An 18,954-nucleotide genomic window follows, 5' to 3' on the forward strand; every position below is an offset into this window, starting at 1 on the left:
CACCCGTACGTGTTCAGCCGGGCAGAGCCAGCTCGAACCACACCGTCTTGCCGCCGGTGTCCGCACCGCCGGGCCTGGTACCCCAGCGCCGGGAGGCGCATGCCACCAGTTGCAGACCGCGGCCGCCCTCGTCGTCGGGAGCGGCCGCGCGGGCCCTGGGCGGGTCGGGCAGCGGGTCCGAGACCTCGACCAGCAGGGCGCCGTGCGCACCCTCCGGGCGGACCAGGCGGACTCCGATGGGACCCGAGGCGTGCCGCAGCGAGTTGGTGACCAGCTCGCTGACCAGCAGGATCGTGATGTCGCACAGCTCGTCGAGGTTCCAGGCGGACAGTTGCCCACGGACTGCTGCGCGGGCTTTGCGGACGGCCATGGGGTCGGCGGGGAAGGCCCACTCGGCGGCATCGCCCTGGGTGTGGAGCACACCGATCACTTCCCTGACCCGCGAGGAGTTCTGTCCGGTTTCATAGGGTTAATCGGGATATACCCGGACGGGGTGGGGTGTTATCGCGGAAAGGGTCGCGAGGTGGTACGTACGGCGTAGGGCTCCGCCGGGGTGGGGGGTCTTCGTGGGTTCCCCGCGCTCCTTCTCGGGTTGTCGGTCGAGTGCGGGCCGGTGGGGGCTGGTCGCGCAGTTCCCCGCGCCCCTGATGGGTTGTGGTTCGTCTGCCGGCCGGTGGCCTCTTCTCGCGCCGTTCCCCGCGCCCCTGGGAGCGTTGTCGACTGACGGCCGGTGGCCTCTTCCCGCGCAGTTCCCCGCGCCCCTGAAGGGTTGACCGTCGGCTGACGGCCGGTGGCCGCTTCTCGCGCCGTTCCCCGCGCCCCTGGGTTGTTGGTCGGCTGACGGCCGGTGGCCTCTTCTCGCGCCGTTCCCCGCGCCCCTGGGAGCGTTGTCGACTGACGGCCGGTGGCCTCTTCCCGCGCCGTTCCCCGCGCCCCTGAAGGGTTGACCGTCGGCTGACGGCCGGTGGCCGCTTCTCGCGCCGTTCCCCGCGCCCCTGAGGCAGGCGCTTCGCGCCGCCTCCCCCCGGAGGCTGCGCTGCGCGCGCCTCCACTCGCGCGCCTCCACGAGACAGGGGCGTGCGCCTCTCCCGTGGAGGCGGCGGGCGCGCCGCCTCTGATGAGATGGCGCACGAAGTGCGCATCTCAGGGGCGCGGGGAACTGCGCGAGAAGCGGCCACCGGCCCGCACCCGACCGACAACCCACTGCGCGGCCAGCCGCGACGCTAGCGGCGGGCGAAATCGTGGGCGGCCGCCGCTACGGCGGGGACGTCCTGGTCCAGCCAGTTCACGGTCCAGAGGTCGGCGGGGGCGAGCCAGCGGAGTTCGTCGTGGTCCTCAAGAGGGGCCGGCGTACCCGAATCCAGGGCGCAGCGCCAGACACGGAGGACGTAGCCGGGCTTCAGCACCCATTCACCCGGAACCCGGGACACGGGCACGGCCTCGACGCCCAGCTCCTCCCGGAGTTCGCGGACCAGCGCATGCTCCTGGGCCTCCCCCGGCTCGACCTTGCCGCCGGGCAACTCCCACCGCCCGGCAAGCTCAGCAGGCGCACTGCGCCGCGCGGCCAGCAACCGGCCATCGGCGTCGTACAGAGCGGCGGCGACCACCACGACGGCCGGTTCGATCTGATCAGTCATGCGGCGGAGCCTAAGGCCCCGTCAGCGCAACGTCCCGTTCCGCACCGAGGTGGTGTTCTCCGCCAGGCGCTCGACCCAGTAGAGCTGTTTGTGGCCGTGGGCATCGAGACTGTCGGCGATGCGCTGGGCCTCCGCCCTCGTCGCGTAGCGGCCCACGCGGTAGCGGTTGCCATTGTCGTCCTGGCGTATCACGAGCCACGGAAGTGTCGTCGTGCCGTCGTTCATCGTGCGCCGCCCCTCCCTGATCGGCCCGACCCCGGCTCGCATCGTGCTCCGCCCCCTAAGCGTCCTGAGGAAACCACAATCCGCATATGCCCGAGCCTACGCCTGACCTTCACGGAGCGGATACGTGTTGGCACAAAGAGATACGCAACAAGCCATCCCCGACACACGCCAAGGGGGCGCATTTGCATAAATGCGCCCCCTGAATCCCAGCAGTACCGTTCAGTTCTCCCGCACCATGGGCATCGGCATCAGAACGGGCTCCCCCGACGGCTTCTTCGTGCACACGTCACCGCACTCCGCGTCCAGCGAGCAGCACAGCGAGCAGATCGGCCCGGACTGCACCGGGCAGTCGGCGATGTCGGGGAGTTCGTACGCCGTTTCGCAGACGCCACAGGTGTGGGTGGCGGTGATGTCCGCGACCGGGACGTCCGGGCCGTTCACCGGGTTCGGCCGGGCCAGGTAGTACTTCCCCTTCGTGGCCCAGGCGATCAGCGGGCACAGGGTCAGGGCGAGCCCTGCGGCGATGAAGGTGGAGAAGGCCTCCGCGTACTCCCCGAAGAGGCCGAAGAAGGCCAGGATGGAAACGGTCGAGGCGATCACCATCGAGCCGAAGCCCGCCGGGTTCACCGCATAGAGGTAGGCCCGCTTGAACTCGATGTATTTCGGGCTCCAGCCCACCCTCTTGTTGATGACGAGGTCGGCGGCGACGGCCGCGATCCAGGCGATGCCCACGTTCGAGTAGAAGCCGAGCAGTTTGTTCAGCGCGGCGAACATGTTCATCTCCATCAGCGTCAGCGCGATGGCGAGGTTGAGGAAGATGTACCAGACGCGGCCGGGGTGCCGGTGGGTGACGCGGGAGAAGAAGTTCGACCAGGAAAGCGAGCCGCTGTAGGCGTTCGTGACGTTGATCTTGACCTGGGAGACGATCACGAACAGCGCGGCGGCGGGCAGCGCGACCGAGCCGAGCCACGGCTTCAGTGCCTCGACCTGCGGGGCGATCGGTTCGAGCGCGTGGGTCTTGCCGACGGCCTCGAGGGCGACGAAGGCGAGCAGCGCGCCGCCGATCTGCTTGGCCGCGCCGATGATCACCCAGCCGGGTCCCGCGGCGAGCACGGCGAGATTCCAGCGCCTGCGGTTCTGCTCGGTCTTGGCCGGCATGAAGCGCAGGTAGTCGGCCTGTTCGCCGATCTGCGCGATGAGGGAGAGCGCGACGCCGGTGCCGAGCCCGAAGCCGAGCCAGGAGAAGCCGCTGCCCGCGCCCTCGGTGCCGCCGAAGTGGGTGAAGTCGCCGAACGAGCCCGGCGAGTGGAAGGCCAGGATCACGAAGGGCAGGACGAGACCGATGAGCCAGACCGGCTGCGTCCACGCCTGCACCTTGGCGAGCGCGCCCATGCCGCGGAACACGATCGGGATGACGATGAGCGTCGTCAGCAAGTAACCGACGGGCAGCGGCAGGCCGACCACCTCGTGCATCGCCTGCGCCATGATCGAGCCTTCGAGCGCGAAGAAGATGAAGGTGAACGAGGCGTAGATCAGGGACGTGAGCGTCGAGCCGAAGTAGCCGAACCCGGCGCCGCGCGTGATCAGGTCCATGTCCAGGCCGTACTTGGCGCAGGCCCGGGCGATCGGGATGCCGGTCAGGAAGATGATCGTCGCCGCGCACAGGATCGAGGCGAAGCCGCTGGTGAATCCGTAGGTGAAGACGATGGACGCGCCGATCGCGAAGTCGGCGAGGTAGGCGATGCCGCCGAGCGCGGTCGAGGCGACCATGGTCGGCGACCAGCGCCGGTAGGAGTGCGGGGCGTAGCGCAGCGAGAAGTCCTCGCGGGACTCGTCGGCCGCCAGCTTGGCGTAACTGCGCTGGGGAGCCTGCCGGTTCGGCGGCTCGGGCGGTGCCGGGTCGGCGGTGGGCAGTGCGGTCTCGGTCATGGTCGGCTTCCCGTTCGTCCGTCAGTCAGCGGGGCCTGGCCGTAGCGGTGGTAGCGGTATACCGGTACGGCGGGTACGCAGAAGGACGGTAGGAGCCGTGCATGACAAGTCGTTGCAGCGCGGGATTGCCTGCCGGTTACGGGATTTGGGGCCCGGTTAACTCGGGATATCGCGGCCCGGACGGCGCGTCCGGCCAGCGGACGGGGACGCCGAGGTCCGGGGGCGGGGTCATTTGACCGGCAGGTGGTAGGCGATCCGGTACCGGTCCGCGGGGACCACGACGTCGGCCGTCTCGACCGGCCTGCCCGAGGCGAAGAAGGTGCGGTGGATGACGATGACGACATGCCCGGGCACGCCGCCGAGCGCGCTCAGCTCCTCGGCCAGGCCGGGGCGGGCGGCCACTTCCTCCGTCACGTTGTCCACGATCACGTCGATCGCCGCCATGCGCTCGACGACTCCGCAGCCGCCGAGCGGGCCCTCCTCGGGCAGCATCACCGGGGTGCGGCCGGTGACCGCGAGGGGCTCCCAGGAGGTGGCGAGCATCACCGTCTCCCCCGCGTCCCGGTACACGTACGCCGTGCGCATCACCCGGTCGCCGGCCCGGATCGCGAGCCGCTCCGCGAGGGAGGCGTCCGCCTCGGCCTGCTCGCTGCGCGACTCCCAGGTGCCGCGCGCCGACGGGTCGGACTGCTCCTGGCGGAAGGGGGTGGACCCGGCGCCCGTGCGGTATCCGGAGCGGGCGACGCGGCGCGGCACCGGCCGCTCGCGCACATAGGTCCCCGAGCCCGAGCGGCCCTCGACCAGGCCCTCCGCCATCAGCACCTTGCGCGCCTCCAGGGCGACCGTGTCCGAAACCCCGTACTCCTCGCGGATCTTGGCCTGGGAAGGGAGCCGGGTGTGCGGCGGCAGTGAGCCATTGACGATCTTCTCGCGGAGATCACCCGCGACGCGCAGGTACGCCGGCTGCTCACCGAATGACACTGATTGTTCCCCTCGTTCCCCGCGGATCCCCGAGCGGTCTCCCCCGACCGCCGTCCGCGGAACCCCCATCACATTGACAGACAGCGACAGCCTGGCAACCGTCGGTTGAGACGCGCAAGCAAAGGCCAAGGAATCACTCGAAGTGATGACTTACGGGTGGGCAGGGCTTTACGCAGGGACTTTCTCCAGGTAGTGAGCCATTCACACATCGGCGCCCAAGTCGGCCGTGCGTACGGTTCGGGAGGCGGCAGGCTGCCTACGCTCTTCTCATGACCGCCCTGCCCGACTGTTACTGCCCCCTGGACGGCACCCGCGTCCCGTCCGGATCCCTCAACTGGTGCTGCCCGGCATGCGGTGGCCCGCTCGACCTCGACTACTCACCGACCCCGGCCTTCCTCAAGTCCCTGAGCGGGCGCGCGGGTTCGCTGTGGCGCTACGCGGAGTGCCTGCCGCTCCCGGTGCCGGACTGCACCCTCGGAGAGGGCCGCACGCCGCTCGTACCGCTCACCGACGGCGTCTCGGCGAAGCTGGACTTCCTCATGCCGACGCTGTCGTTCAAGGACCGCGGCGCCGTCATGCTGGCCGCCCTGGCCGCGCGGCTGCGGCCGGAGCGGGTGATCGCGGACAGCAGTGGCAACGCGGGGACGGCGATCGCCGCGTACTGCGCCCGCGCGCGGCTGCCCTGCACGGTCTACGTCCCCCGGGGCACGTCGCCGAAGAAGCTGGAGCAGATCGGCGCGCACGGCGCGCGGCTCCTCGTGGTCGACGGCGACCGGGAGGCGACGGCGAGCGCTGCGCGGGCCGCCGCCGACGAGGACGGCGTCTTCTACGCCAGTCACGTCTACAACCCGTACTTCCTGCACGGCACGAAGACGTACGTCCATGAGCTGTGGGAGGACCTGGGCGGGCGGCTGCCCGACGTGCTGGTCGTTCCCGTCGGGAACGGGACGCTGCTGCTCGGCGCCGCGCTCGCCGTCGCCGAGCTGCACACCGCCGGGCTCATCGACCGGCGGCCCGCGCTGCACGCGGTGCAGGCCGCGGCGGTGGCTCCGCTGGCGGCGGCGTGGCGGGCCGGGGCGGACGATCTGGTGGGGGTCACGCCCATGGCCGACACCTTCGCCGAGGGCATCGCGATCACGCGGCCGCCGCGGGCTCGGCAGATCCTGCGTGCGGTACGGGAATCAGGCGGCGCCTTCCACACGGTGACGGAGGATCAGCTCCGGCACGCCCAGCTGGACCTGGCCTCGCGGGGCCTGTACGTCGAGTCGACCGGGGTCGCCTGCTGGGCCGCGACCAGGGAGGACGGCCCCTTGGGCGCGACCCTGTCCTCCCGCACCGCGGTGGTCCCCCTCTGCGGAGCGGGCCTGAAAACGGGCCTGGCCGGGTAAAGGGCAGGGCCTGGGCGGGCGCCTCCCGAAGCGCCTGCCCGGCGCCGGGGCGCCCCTGAGACTGCGCACGAAGTGCGCACTCAGGGGCGCGGGGAACTGCGCGAGAAGCGGCCACCGGCCCGCGCACGACCGACAACCCAGGGGCGCGGGGAACTGCGCGACCAGCCACGACGCGACCCGCACCCGAGAGCGCCCCCACCCACCCGTACCGCCCAACCCCCGGCGCGCATGCCACACCCGCCCCCCATCACCCCGCACGCTCGACCCCGTGACCCCCACCCCCCGCAGAGCCCTGACCGCCGCCCTCCCCCTCACCCTCGCCCTGACGACAGCCGCCTTCCTGCCGCCCCGCGCCCCGGACACCTCCGAATGCGCCGACCCCGGCTGGACCCTGACCACCCGTACCGCCGACCCCGGCAACCCCTACACGGCGTACACCGGCAACGGCTACCTCGGCGTCCGCGTCCCCTCCACCGGCAGCGGCTACGCCCACGGCACCCCCGCCGAGAAGACCGGCTGGCCGCTCTACACCCCGCGCTACGACGGCGCCTTCGTCTCCGGCCTCTACGCCCGCGGCCCGAAGAACACGGCCCACCGCCAGGCCCTCGCCGCCCTCCCGAACTGGACCGCCCTCGAGGTGAGCGCGCGGGGCGAGACGTACGGGCCGGGCAGCCGCACCACGGGTTACCGGCAGAGCGTCGACCTGCGCTGCGGCACCGTCACCACCTCGCTCACCTGGGTGCACAAGGACGGCCGCCGCACCGACCTGGCGTACGAGGTGCTGGCCGACCGGGCCCGCGCCCACGTCGGCGCCGTCCGGCTGCGCGTCACCCCGCACTGGTCGGGCCGGGTCACCGTGACCGACCGGATCGACGGCCGCGGCGCCCGCCGCCTCAAAGCCACCGGCACGGGCCCGGCGGGCAAGCGCACGGTCGCGGTCGGTTTCCGTACCGACGGGACCGGCCTGACCGGCACGGTGGCCTCCACCCTGCGCTCCCCCGGCCGCACCCACGAGCCCCGCCGCTCGGACGGCCTGAGCGGCACCACCTCGGCGGACTTCGACGCCCACGCGGGCACCCGCTACGACGTCGTCAAGTACGTCGGCGTGGACACCTCGCTCACCTCGCGCACCCCGCACGCCACCGCGGTGAGCGCCTCGCAGCGTGCGGCGGCCGCGGGCTGGCAGGCGCTGAAGGACGAACACATCGCCGCCTGGCGGAAGTTGTGGTCGTCGGACATCGAGGTCCAGGGCCGCCCCGACCTTCAGGCGCAGGTGCGCGCGGCCCAGTACGGACTGCTCTCCTCCGTCCGCGCGGGCGCGAGCGACAGCATCCCGCCCGCCGGGCTGAGCAGCGACGCGTACGCGGGCATGGTGTTCTGGGACGCCGAGACGTGGATGTTCCCCTCGCTGCTCGCCACCCGCCCGGAGCTGGCCGAGCCGGTCCTCGCGTACCGCTACCGCACCCGGACGGCGGCCGCCGACAACGCGCTCAAGACGTCCGTGAAGGGACTCATGTACCCCTGGACCAGCGCGCGTTCGGGTTCGCTGTGGAAGGAGTGCCAGAGCTGGTACCCGCCCCACTGCGTCATCCAAAACCACCTCCAGGGCGACATCGCGATCGCCGCCTGGCAGTACTACCAGGCCACCGGGGACCGCGCCTGGCTGCGCGGACAGGGCTGGCCGCTGCTCAAAGGGCTTGCCGAATACTGGAGTTCGCGGGTCACGCCGAACAAGAAGGACAGCTCCTACTCCATCAAGGACGTCGCGGGGCCCGACGAGTACAGCAACGGCGTCGACGACGGCGTCTACACCAACGCGGTCGCCGCGACCTCCCTGCGCGCCGCCGCCAAGGCCGCCCGGCTCGTCGGCGAGCGGCCCGGCGCCGACTGGACGAGGATCGCCGACCGGTTGCGGATCCCGTACGACGCGCGCCGCAAGGTCTTTCTCCAGTACGCCGGTTACGACCTCGCGCACGCCGGCGACATCAAGCAGGCCGACGCCGTGCTGCTGCTGTATCCGCTGGACTGGCGGCCGATGCCGAAGGGCGCGGCGGCGGCCACGCTCGACTACTACGCGGCGCACACCGACCGGGGCGGCCCCGCGATGACCGACTCGGTGCACGCGGCCGCCGCGGCGGCGATCGGCGAGCCGGGCTGTGCGACGTACACGTTCCTGGAGCGTGCCTCGCGGCCGTTCTTCCGGGAGCCGTTCGGTACGTTCTCGGAGGCGCGCGGCGACAAGGCGGGCGGGGACGACGCGCTCGCCGGCGCGCCCGCGCAGGACTTCCTGACCGGCAAGGGCGGGTTCCTGCAGGTCTTCACGCACGGCCTGACCGGGCTGCGTCTGGAGGACGGCGCAGCCGTGCGGCTCGACCCGACGCTGCCGCCGCAGCTGGCGAAGGGCGTCACGGTCAGGGGGCTGCACTGGCGGGGCCGGACGTACGACATCGCGCTCGGCGCCCGCCGCACCACCGTGCGGCTCACCTCCGGCAGCCCCTTCGCCGTGGACACCCCGGCCGGCCGGAAGACGGTGACGGCCGACGGCCTGACCGTCCCGACCCGCCGCCCCGACCTCACCCCCACCTCCGACCTGGCCCGTTGCCGCCCCGCGAAGGCGACGTCCGAGGACCCGGGCCAGTACGCGGGCGCCGCCGTCGACGGCAACCCGGCGACGACCTGGCTGCCGACCCGCCCGGGCGCCGCCCTCACCGTCGACCTGGGAGCCCGGAAGACCCTGCACCGGATCACCGTGACCGGGACCCGGGCGTACCGGGCGGAGCTGTCGGCGGACGGGCGGCGCTGGGTGCCGTTCGGTGCGGGCGCACACGCCCAATTCGTCCGCCTGACACAGACGGGCCGCTCCCCATCCCCGGTATCCGAACTGACCGTCACCTGAGCCCCCGCCTTGGGCACCCCGCCGCCGCCTTGGGCAATCTGCCGCCAGGGGCGGCAGGGTGGGCAAGGCGGCACCCAGCGCCGGGCAGGCGCTTCGACAGACCCCCGCCCCGACCCCGCCCCTCACCCCAATCGAGCCCCCACCGCTTCAACGGCCCGGCCCCGCCGAACCCCCACCAGAACCTGAGCGACCACGGTCACCACCACATTCACCCCGAGCGCGATCAACCCCGTATCCACGGTGCCGACGTCGACGCCGCCGAACGTCAGCCAGGCCAGCACCGCCACCCCGGTCACGATCCCGAGCAGCGCGGGCACCGCCCCCAGCCGTACCCGCTTGGCCAGGCCCATCACGATCGCCGGGGCGAGCTGGGTGAGACCTCCGTAGGTGAGCAGGAGGAGGTCGGCGAGGAGGCCGGGACGGAGGAGGCCGAGGGTGAGGGCCAGGGCCGCCGCGGCGATCACGCACACGTGGTTCGTGCGGAGTTGGGTGCGGGCGCTGCGGGCGCTGAACAGGTTGCGGGACAGCAGGCTGGAGATGCCGACGACGATGGCGGCGGACGGCACCATCGCCGCCGAGGCCGCCGCGACCGCGACGAGCCCGACCAGCCAGCCGGGCAGGGTCTGCCCGGCGAGGGTGAGGGCGACGGAGTTGGGGGCCGCGTCCTTGGAGAGGAGGAGGACGCCCGCGAAGCCGACGATCACCGGGATGCCGAGGGCGATCTGGTAGAGCGGCAGCCAGACCGCGTTCGAGCGGAGGGCGCGTCCGCTGCCGGCGGCGAGCACCGGCGGCCACAGGTGCGCCATGGTGCCGAGGCCGCCGCCGATCCCGGAGATGACGACCGCGGTGACGAAGAATGTGGAGTCGTAGCCGGGCTGATCGAGTGTCAGCAGTTCCGGGTGGGCGTCCCGGACGGTCTCGAAGACGCCGGTGATGCCGCCGTGCACGGACACCGCGACGCCCACCACCAGCACCACGAGCCCGACGATCATCAGCGCGTCCTTGAGATAGGCGACGCGCGCGATGCCGCGGATGCCGGACCACAGGACGAAGCCGACGGTGAGGGCCGTGGCCAGGACCATGCTCCAGTTGCCGCCCGCGCGGCTGCCGGTGGCGAGCTGCACGATCATGCCGAGGCCGGTGATCTGCAGTTGCAGGTACGGCAGGAGGAAGACCGCGCCCACGACGGCCACGACCTTGCCGAGCAGCGGGCTTTTGTAGCGGTCGACGAAGAAATCCGCCTGGGTCAGATAGCCGCCGCGCAGGCCGAGTTGGCGCATGCGCGGGGCCGTGAAGTACTGCAGGACGAAGTTGATGGCGAGGTAGCACAGGGCGTACGACGCGGCGACGCCGGCGCCGAACGCCAGGCCCGCGAGCCCGAGGAAGCTGAACGTCGTGAACGACTCACCGGCTTGCAGGAACCAGGTGGTGAAGGTGGAGAAGCGGCGCTTGCCGACGGTCCACTCCCCCAGCTCCGTGCTGGGTGCGCGGCGCCCGCTGACGCCGACCAGCGCGATGGCGACGATGCCGACGACCGTGATGACCATGGTGCTGTTCATACGGCCGCCCCGTCCTTTGCGTCGCCTGTGACCTCGATGTCCTCTGCGTCGTCCTCGTCGGCCGCGCCCGGGCTGAGCCGGTCGACCAGCGCGAGGGTCGCCGTCGTGCCGGCCGTCCAGATCAGGCACCAGCACAGGACGGACGGGATGCCGAGCCACAGGTGCGGGCCGTTGACGAACGGCAGGTACGGCGTACTGAGAAAGGCCAGGACGGGCACGGCGGCCCAGAGGGCGTGCGGTGATCTCATCGGGGCTCCAGCTGAGGGGAGTCGAACCTTCAGGACGATGCCGGGGCGGGCGCGTGACGGCCGTGTCCGGTGGCGGCCTCGTAGGCGGCGCCGACCTCCAGCACGAACCGTTCGGCACGCGGCGCGGCCACGATCTGAAGGCCCACGGGAAGTCCGGACGGGGTGAACCCGGCGGGGACGGAGAGGGCGGGTGCGCCCAGGGCGGAGACGAGGTACGCGGAGCGCATCCAGTCGAGGTAGGTGTGCTGCGGCTGCCCGTCGACGATCTCCGGGTACTCCGACTCGACGGCGAACGGGACGACCTGGCTGACCGGCGCGATCAGCACGTCGTACCGCCCGAAGAAGTCGACGGCGGCAAGATGGAGGCGGGTCAGTTCGCCGCGGGCGCGGGCGAGGTCGGCGCCGGTGAGCCGTACCCCCTCCTCGATGTTCTGCACGAGGCTGGACTTGAGGGAGTCGCGGTGGGCGTCGAGGAGCGGCCCGAACCCCTGGTGGAAGGCGTGCGCACGCAGCGTACGGAAGGCGTGTTCGGCGCCGTCGAGGTCCGGGCAGTCCTCGGCCACCCGGCAGCCCAGGTCCGCGAACACGGCGGCCTGCCGGTCGACGACGGCGCGCACCTCGGGGTCGACGGGGACCCGGCCGCCGAGGTCGGGCGCGTACGCGACCCGCAGGCCCGTGAGGTCGCGCTCCAGCGGGGCGCGGTACGCGGCGGGGTCCGGGACCTCCAGGGAGAGCGGGCTGCGCGGGTCGGGGCCGGCCATGACCGACAGCAGCAGCGCGGTGTCGGCGACGGTGCGGCCCATGGGCCCGGCGACGGCGAGGGTCTCCCACACGTCGCCGGAGGGCAGCGCCGGCACGCGGCCGGGGGTGGGGCGCAGCCCGACGACGTTGCAGAAGGAGGCGGGGTTGCGCAGCGAGCCGCCCATGTCGCTGCCGTCGGCGATCGGGGTGAGCCGGGCGGCGAGCGCGGCCGCGGCGCCGCCGCTGCTGCCGCCGGCCGAGCGCGTGGTGTCGTACGGGTTGCGGGTCGCGCCGAAGACGGTGTTGAAGGTGTGCGAACCGGCCGCGAACTCCGGCACGTTGGTCTTGCCGACGCGGATGGCGCCGGCCGACTCGATCCGCTGGACGAGGAGTTCGTCCTCGTCGGGCACGTGGTCGGCGAAGAGCGGCGAGCCGTGCGTGGTGCGCATGCCGCGGGTGAGGTGGGTGTCCTTGAAGGCGATGGGCAGCCCGTGCAGCGGCCCCAACTCGGCTCCGGACGCGGCGCGTTCGTCGGCCCGCGCAGCCGCCCGCGCCGCCCCTTCGGCGTCGAGCGTGACGATGGCGTTGAGCGCAGGGTTCACCCGCTCGATGCGGTCGAGGTGGGCGGCGACGACCTCGCGCGCGGACAGCTCTCGGCGCCGAAGGCGGGCGGCGAGTTCGACGGCGTCCAGAGCGCAGAGCGCGTCGGCTTCCAAGGGGCTCAGGGGCATGGCGATCCTCGTGCGGGAGGCGACTGTGTGCGCCACCACACTGCGGTCAACTGATCGTTTCAGTCAACAGTTCTGCACCTGTGAACTTTTCAGACACCCAATTCACACACTTGAAACTTCTGGTCACTCACCCGCAACGGGGAACAGGGAGACTCCACGGGCCGGCACCCCGCTGCGCTTCCACGCCTGCACCACCAGGTGGGACTGCACGGCCTCGGCCCGCCGCACCCACGCCGCCTCGGTGAGGAACGCGTGCAGGGCCCGCTTCGACGGCTGGGTCACGTCGACCAGGATCTGGTGCTCCCCCATCACCACGGCCGCGTACCGCACCAGCGGCGACTCGACGAGCAGCCGCCCCACCTCCTCGACCTCGTCGGGCCTGGTCCTGATCCACAGCATCGCCTCGACCGGCAGCCCGAGCAGCGCGGGCTCCACGGCGGCCCGGATGCTGACGACTCCCTGCCGGGTGAGCGACTCCACGCGGCGCCGCGCCGTCGCCACCGACACCCCGGCCACGGCGGCGAGTTCGTCGTGCGTGCGGCGGCCGTCCTCGGCGAGCGCGCGCAGGATGGCCTCCTCGTCGGGCGCGAGCGGCACGTCCGGCACCTCGACCCCGTCCACCGGCCGCGCCGCCTCGCCGGTGAGCGCGGCGATCTCGTCGTCGCCGAGGATCCCCGGCGACCACTCGTGCACGGTGCGGAAGTAGCGCAGCACCGGGGAGACCTGCTGCGCGACAAGTCCCGGCAGCGCGGGTACGTCGTCCAGCGTCAGCCGCGCCAACTCGCCCGGCGGACACTGGAGTTCGGCCACGCAGTCGGCGGCGCCCGCGAGCACGTACGAGAAGATGGCGTCGTCCCTGCGGGCCGCGGCGACGGCGGTGTCGCGCACGGCGCCGGGCCGGCAGTTCATCCGCAGGATCACCGTCTCGCCCCGCACCACGAGCCCGCGCACCGCCACGGCCCCGCTCTCCAGGAGCCGCAGCCCGCGCCGCGCCACCTTCCGCTCGGGCTCCCCGAGCGCAGTGGCGATCCGTCGCCAGGAGGCGCGGCCGTCGATCTGGAGGGCGGCGACGATCCGGCGGTCGAGGGCGTCCAGCGGGCCGGCAAGGGCGGCCGGGTTCGGATCGACGGCCTGCTGCGGTTCGACGGCCGGATTCGGTTCAGAGGTCACCGGACGACCCTAATCACCCGGGTGACCGGCCGCGTCCGATGGTCAGCCGGAGGCGATGGTCGGGCCTGGTGGTCAGCCGCGCCCGATGGCCGGCCGGGTCCGGTGGTCGGGCCCGGTGGTCAGCCGCGACCGTCGACCAGCCCGGACTCCCAGGCCCAGGCCGCGATCTCGACCCGGTTCCGCGCTGACAGCTTGCCCTGGACGTTGGTGAGGTGGGTCTTGACGGTGCCCACGGAGATGCCGAGATCGGCGGCGATCTCCGCGTTGGTCAGCCCCCGCGCCACCAGGCGGACGAGGTCGTTCTCGCGTGCGGACAGTGCGGCGTGCGGCTCGCGGGGAGCGGGCGCGCTGTTGAGGCGCCGCAGCAGCCGGACCGTGATGGCCGGGCTGACCAGCGCCTCGCCGGAGTCGGCCGCCCGGATCGCCTCGACGAGCAGGGCGGGCCCCGAGTCCTTGATCAGGAAACCGGAGGCGCCCTCGCCGAGGGCGCGCTGCACGTACTCGTCGTCGTCGAACGTCGTGACCACGACGACCTTCGGCGGGTTCACGGTGCCCGGCCGGGTCAGCCTGCGCAGCGCCTCCAGGCCGTCCATGCGGGGCATCCGGATGTCCATCAGGACGACGTCGGGCCGGTGCAGCGCGGCGAGTTCCACCGCGTCCACCCCGTCCTTGGCCTCCGCGACCACCTCGATGTCGTCCTCCGCCGCGAGGATCATCGCGAACCCGGCGCGGACCATGGCCTGGTCGTCGGCGATCAGCACCCGGATGGTCATACCGTCGCCCCCTGCGCCACGGCCGCCGTCGCGGTCGCCGTCGCCGTCGCCGTCACGGGGAGCGTCGCCTCGACGCCCCAGCCACCGGCCGTCACCGGCCCCGCCTCGACCCGGCCGCCGACCAGGCCCACCCGCTCGACGAGCCCCTTCAGCCCGAAGCCGCCGCCGGAGACCGCGCGGGGCCGTCCGTCGTCGTCGACCCGGACGGTGAGCTGGCCTCCCGACCGGTCCACGGCCACCCGCACCTCGGTGCAGCCGTGCGCGTGTTTGCGTACGTTGGTCAGGGCCTCCATCACCACCCGGTGCGCGGTGGTCGTCACCTCCACCGGCAGGTCGTCGAAGGTCCCGGCCAGATCGAGCCGGGCGCGGGCCCCGCCGACCGCCGAGAACTCCTCGACGAGCGTACGCACTTCGTCGAGGCCGGCCAGCGGGGTGAGGGCCACCTCGCCGTCGGCGTCGCGCAGCATCCCGACCATGTGCCGCATGGAGGTCAGCGCCTCCGAGCCCGCCTGCTCGATCCGTCGCAGCGCGGGCGGCAGCAGCTCGGGCCGCCGGCCGGCGATCGCCTGGGCGCCCTGCGCCTGGACCACGATGCCGGTCACGTGGTGGGCGACGAAGTCGTGCAGGTCCCGGGCGAACTCCGTGCGCTGTTCGAGGCGGAGGGCGGCCGCCTGGCGTCGCCGGTCCACCAGGAGCAGTCGCGTGCCGAGCCCGATGCCCAGCGCGAGGACGGCCCCCAGGGCGAAGAGCAGCGCCATGATGACGGTGGACTGCCGCAGGTGGACCGACACCGGCCGCAGCACGATCGCCACGAGCAGCACGGGCACGACCGGCACCGCCCAGGACGGCCGCGCGCGCCGGGCGACGTTCAGCAACAGCCAGGACAGCGCGGCCGGTTCGGCGAACCCCAGCGCCTGCGAGCCGACCGTCATCTTCAGGTACAGCAAAAAGGAGACGGCCAGCGACACGCAGCCGACCGCGCAGGCGGCCGCGGGCAGCGCCCGGTCGCCGAGCCGCGGTGAGACGACGGCGACGGCGAGGGCCAGCAGCGCGCCGGTCATCTTGGCGGGCCCGCACTCCTCGATCCAGTAGAAGCCGCCCACCCAGTCCAGTACGACGAGGCCGACCAGGACGCAGGCCGGCAGCAGCCACGCCGTGGCGGGCAGCAGCCGCGCGCGCCGATCCTGCGGTCCGGTCACCCGGTTCGCCGTCTCCGGCATCGTTCGCACCCGTCCCTCCGGCCGACCGGCCGAAAGTCACAGCCGGCCGCGCATGATCTGTCTTTCGCCCGATCCGCCGCGCGGTGCCGGCGCGGAAAAGTGGTGTCCACCGGGGCGGCACCCGCCGCTCCCCGCACACGGACCACGTCCCTGACCGGGCCGACTTCACCTTAGTGGCCCCCGGATCGGGCGCCGGGGCTCCATGCGCTTCTCCCCCACCTCCCCCACATGTACAAGGAGCCGGCGCCCCCATGGACCACGCACGGATGCACCACAGGAGCGGTACGGGGTTCGAGCACTCCGCCGCCGAGTCGGCGATCGAGGCCCATGGACTCGGCAAGCGGTACCGGCGGGGGTGGGCGCTGCGCGACGTCTCCTTCCGGCTTCCGGCCGGGCGGGTGTGCGGCCTGGTCGGTCCCAACGGCGCGGGCAAGAGCACCCTGATGGGCCTGGCCACGCACATGATCCGGCCGACGGACGGCGCTCTGCGGGTGTTCGGCGCGGCCCCGGGGTCCGCGGAGGCGGTCCCGCGCACCGCGTTCCTGACCCAGGACAAGCCGCTGTTCCGGCGCTTCACGGTGGCCGAGACCCTGCGGCTGGGCCGGGAGCTGAACCCGCGCTGGGACCAGGAGGTCGCCGAGGGCATCGTGGCCGCGGGCCGGGTGCCGATGACGGCGCGGATCGGCACGCTGTCCGGCGGGCAGCGCACCCGCGTCGCCTTCGCCCTGGCCTTCGGCAAGCGCCCCGATCTGCTGATCCTGGACGAGCCGATGTCCGATCTGGACCCGCTGGTGCGGCGCGAGCTGATGGCCGTACTGCGGGCGGAGGCGGACCGGAACGGCACGACGGTCCTGATCTCCTCACACATGCTCGCCGAGCTGGAGCACGTCTGCGACTTCCTGCTCGTCATCGCGCACGGCTCCCTGCGCCTGGCGGGCGGGGTGGACGAACTGCGCGCCGCGCACGCCCTGCTGGACGCCCCCGGCCCGCACACCGTGATCGACGAGCGCCGCGGCGAGTACCGTCCGGGCGCCCTGGTCCGGCTCGCCGCGCACGCGGGCCCTTCCACGACCACCCCGACCCTGGAGCAGCTGCTGCTCGCCTACCTCAGCTCCCCCGACGCGCCCGCCCTGATCGCCCCCGGCGCCCGGGTCGGCGACATCCACGACATCCTCACCCGCGACCGGCAGAAGGCTGTGACGGCATGACGACGCTCGCCCCCGACCACGTCCGCTCCCCCCGCCTGAGCGGCCCGGTCTGGCTGGTCTGGCGCCAGCACCGCGCCGCGTACTGGACCCTCATCGGCCTGACGCTGGTGGGCGTACTGGTCATGGTCGTCCTGCGCGGCCAGATGACGGACTACCTGAACACGTCGGCGCCGAAGTCCGGCGCGCTGCCGCCCGACTTCGAGAAGTACTCCGGCCGGTTGTTCAGCATCGGCGGCTACCTGACCTACGTGCCCGCCCTCACCGGTGTCTTCCTCGGCGCCCCGCTCTTCGCGGGGGACCTGGAGTCCGGCACCGCGAAGCTGGTGACTTCACAGTCGGTCAGCCGCCTGCGCTGGCTGACCACGAAGCTGGCACTGACGGCCGTCCTGATCGCCCTGTCCGCGACGGCGCTGTCCGTCACCTTCGCCTGGTGGTGGAGCCCGGTCAGGGGCCGTGACGACACCCTGGAATGGACGAGCGGCGTCTTCTTCGACGGCACGGGCCCGGTACCGGTGGCGTACGCCCTGCTCACCTTCACGCTGGGCGCGGCGATCGGCCTGCTCCTGCGCCGCACCCTGGTCTCGATGGCGGTCACGCTCGGCGCGGTGGTGGCGATCGGCCTGGTCTGGGACCGCTTCCGCCTGAACCTGGGCCACGTCCTCACGATCACCACGGATCGGGGCATCGGCCCGGACTCCCCCCAGCCGGAACTCCCCGCCCAGGCGATCCAACAGGGCCAGGGCACCTCTTTCCTCACAGACTCCGGCGCCCGCCTGGACTGGACGACCTGCCTCGAAGGAACGTCCGACGACCGCGCCCAGACCGCCTGCCTGGAGTCGAAGCACGTCATCGGCTACGCGATGGACTACCTCCCGGTCACCCAGATGCACACGATGCAGTGGCTGGCCACGGGCATCATGCTGGCGGGCACGGCGGCGGCGGTTCTCTTCGTCGTGCAGTGGGGGCAGCGGCGCCTGCTGTGAGCGGGTCCTGAAACGCGTCAGGGCCGCCCCGGAAGGGGGCGGCCCTGGTGGCGGATGCGGCTCAGACGTTGAAGCGGAACTCCACCACGTCCCCGTCCTGCATCACATAGTCCTTGCCCTCCATACGGGCCTTGCCCTTGGCGCGGGCCTCCGCGACCGAGCCGCACTCCACCAGGTCGGCGAAGGAGATGATCTCCGCCTTGATGAAGCCCTTCTGGAAGTCGGTGTGGATGACGCCGGCAGCCTCCGGGGCGGTGGCGCCCTGGGGGATGGTCCAGGCGCGGGATTCCTTGGGGCCGGCCGTCAGGTAGGTCTGGAGGCCGAGGGTGGCAAAGCCGACGCGGCCGAGAGTGGCGAGGCCGGGCTCCTCCTGGCCCATGGACTGGAGGAGTTCGAGGGCCTCGTCGTCGTCGAGCTCGATGAGCTCGGACTCGATCTTGGCGTTGAGGAAGATGGCCTCGGCGGGGGCGACCAGGGCGCGCTGGGCGTCCTTGAACTCCTCGTCGACCAGCTCGTCCTCGTCAACGTTGAAGACGTAGAGGAAGGGCTTGGTGGTGAGGAGGTGCAGCTCGTGGAGGAGCCGGCCCTTCTCGGTGCCCTTGGTGATGCCGACAGAGAAGAGGGGGGTACCCGCTTCGAGCAGCTTCTGGGCCTCTTCGACGGCGGCGAGGACCGGGATCTTCTCCTTGTGGAGGCGGATCTCCTTCTGGAGGCGCGGGATCGCCTTCTCGACGGACTGGAGGTCGGCGAGGATCAGCTCGGTGTTGATCGTCTCGATGTCGTCCTTGGGCGAGACCTTGCCGTCGACGTGCACGACGTTCTCGTCCTTGAAGGCGCGGATGACCTGGCAGATCGCGTCGGACTCGCGGATGTTCGCCAGGAACTTGTTGCCCAGGCCCTCACCCTCGGAGGCGCCGCGCACGATGCCCGCGATGTCGACGAAGTCGACCGTGGCCGGGAGGACCTTCTGGGAGCTGAAGATCTCCGCCAGCTTCGTGAGGCGGGTGTCGGGGACGCCCACCACTCCGACGTTGGGCTCGATCGTGGCGAACGGGTAGTTGGCCGCGAGCACGTCGTTCTTGGTCAGGGCGTTGAACAGGGTCGACTTGCCGACATTGGGCAGACCGACGATTCCGATCGTGAGCGACACGTTGCGACTTCCCGTACGAGAGGTGGGGTGGGGGCGGTCCACCAGTCTACGGCCCCGCCGCCCCCGCCCCGGCGACGTATCGAACACCCGAACCAACAACGGTCAAGCTTGAACT

The 18,954-nt window shown here is 72.2% G+C and carries 16 protein-coding genes; 4 read left to right on the plus strand and 12 right to left on the minus strand.

The window, feature by feature from the left end:
* Positions 1–13: 13 nt before the first annotated feature.
* The 5 genes from ACFVDP_RS38420 to ACFVDP_RS38440 form a co-directional block, all read right to left on the minus strand.
* Positions 14–430, minus strand: a complete 417-nt coding sequence (locus ACFVDP_RS38420) for an ATP-binding protein (protein WP_383500559.1) — start codon at positions 428–430, stop codon at positions 14–16.
* Between the two features lie 793 nt (positions 431–1,223).
* Positions 1,224–1,637 (minus strand): (deoxy)nucleoside triphosphate pyrophosphohydrolase, encoded by a 414-nt coding sequence (locus tag ACFVDP_RS38425; protein ID WP_383500562.1) that lies wholly within the window; start codon positions 1,635–1,637, stop codon positions 1,224–1,226.
* Positions 1,638–1,658: 21 nt separating this feature from the next.
* The gene (locus tag ACFVDP_RS38430) at positions 1,659–1,862 is read right to left on the minus strand and encodes an SPOR domain-containing protein (RefSeq protein ID WP_383500566.1); all 204 of its coding nucleotides are present in this window, start codon (positions 1,860–1,862) and stop codon (positions 1,659–1,661) included.
* A 219-nt stretch (positions 1,863–2,081) separates the two neighbouring features.
* Positions 2,082–3,791: a purine-cytosine permease family protein gene (locus ACFVDP_RS38435; protein WP_383500569.1), complete on the minus strand. Its 1,710-nt coding sequence runs from the start codon at positions 3,789–3,791 to the stop codon at positions 2,082–2,084.
* A gap of 228 nt (positions 3,792–4,019) precedes the next feature.
* On the minus strand, positions 4,020–4,772 hold the full coding sequence (locus tag ACFVDP_RS38440; RefSeq protein ID WP_383500572.1) for a GntR family transcriptional regulator: 753 nt from the start codon (positions 4,770–4,772) through the stop codon (positions 4,020–4,022).
* Positions 4,773–5,041: 269 nt separating this feature from the next.
* Here ACFVDP_RS38440 and ACFVDP_RS38445 point away from each other — a divergent pair, with 269 nt between their 5' ends.
* Entirely contained in the window at positions 5,042–6,160 is a 1,119-nt protein-coding gene (locus ACFVDP_RS38445) for a pyridoxal-phosphate dependent enzyme (RefSeq protein WP_383500575.1), read from the plus strand.
* Positions 6,161–6,428: 268 nt separating this feature from the next.
* Positions 6,429–9,056, plus strand: a complete 2,628-nt coding sequence (locus ACFVDP_RS38450) for a discoidin domain-containing protein (RefSeq protein ID WP_383500578.1) — start codon at positions 6,429–6,431, stop codon at positions 9,054–9,056.
* Positions 9,057–9,178: 122 nt separating this feature from the next.
* Here ACFVDP_RS38450 and ACFVDP_RS38455 read toward each other — a convergent pair whose 3' ends face one another.
* The 6 genes from ACFVDP_RS38455 to ACFVDP_RS38480 all read right to left on the minus strand — a co-directional run bounded on the left by ACFVDP_RS38455 (position 9,179) and on the right by ACFVDP_RS38480 (position 15,498).
* Positions 9,179–10,615 (minus strand): sodium:solute symporter family protein, encoded by a 1,437-nt coding sequence (locus tag ACFVDP_RS38455; RefSeq protein WP_383500581.1) that lies wholly within the window; start codon positions 10,613–10,615, stop codon positions 9,179–9,181.
* Complete coding sequence (locus tag ACFVDP_RS38460) at positions 10,612–10,863, minus strand: hypothetical protein (protein ID WP_383500583.1); 252 nt, start codon at positions 10,861–10,863, stop codon at positions 10,612–10,614. Before ACFVDP_RS38460 ends, ACFVDP_RS38455 begins: the two co-directional genes overlap by 4 nt.
* Before the next feature lie 29 nt (positions 10,864–10,892).
* A complete protein-coding gene (locus ACFVDP_RS38465; protein ID WP_383500585.1) occupies positions 10,893–12,335 on the minus strand; it encodes an amidase in 1,443 nt (480 codons plus the stop codon).
* 123 nt (positions 12,336–12,458) lie between these two features.
* The gene (locus ACFVDP_RS38470; RefSeq protein WP_383500588.1) at positions 12,459–13,505 is read right to left on the minus strand and encodes an Lrp/AsnC family transcriptional regulator; all 1,047 of its coding nucleotides are present in this window, start codon (positions 13,503–13,505) and stop codon (positions 12,459–12,461) included.
* Between the two features lie 119 nt (positions 13,506–13,624).
* The gene (locus tag ACFVDP_RS38475) at positions 13,625–14,278 is read right to left on the minus strand and encodes a response regulator (protein ID WP_383500591.1); all 654 of its coding nucleotides are present in this window, start codon (positions 14,276–14,278) and stop codon (positions 13,625–13,627) included.
* Positions 14,275–15,498, minus strand: coding sequence for a sensor histidine kinase (locus ACFVDP_RS38480; RefSeq protein WP_383500594.1), 1,224 nt, complete (start codon positions 15,496–15,498; stop codon positions 14,275–14,277). The genes ACFVDP_RS38475 and ACFVDP_RS38480 overlap by 4 nt, the downstream gene beginning before the upstream one ends.
* 251 nt (positions 15,499–15,749) lie before the next feature.
* Here ACFVDP_RS38480 and ACFVDP_RS38485 point away from each other — a divergent pair, with 251 nt between their 5' ends.
* Positions 15,750–16,706, plus strand: coding sequence for an ABC transporter ATP-binding protein (locus ACFVDP_RS38485; RefSeq protein ID WP_383500597.1), 957 nt, complete (start codon positions 15,750–15,752; stop codon positions 16,704–16,706).
* Entirely contained in the window at positions 16,703–17,689 is a 987-nt protein-coding gene (locus tag ACFVDP_RS38490) for a transmembrane transport protein (protein WP_383500599.1), read from the plus strand. Before ACFVDP_RS38485 ends, ACFVDP_RS38490 begins: the two co-directional genes overlap by 4 nt.
* A 61-nt stretch (positions 17,690–17,750) precedes the next feature.
* On the opposite strand, the gene ychF is transcribed toward ACFVDP_RS38490, so the two are convergent.
* Complete coding sequence (ychF, locus tag ACFVDP_RS38495; RefSeq protein ID WP_383500602.1) at positions 17,751–18,839, minus strand: redox-regulated ATPase YchF; 1,089 nt, start codon at positions 18,837–18,839, stop codon at positions 17,751–17,753.
* Positions 18,840–18,954: the final 115 nt, after the last annotated feature.

Source organism: Streptomyces sp. NPDC057694 (assembly GCF_042799415.1).
Classification (GTDB): Bacteria; Actinomycetota; Actinomycetes; order Streptomycetales; family Streptomycetaceae; genus Streptomyces.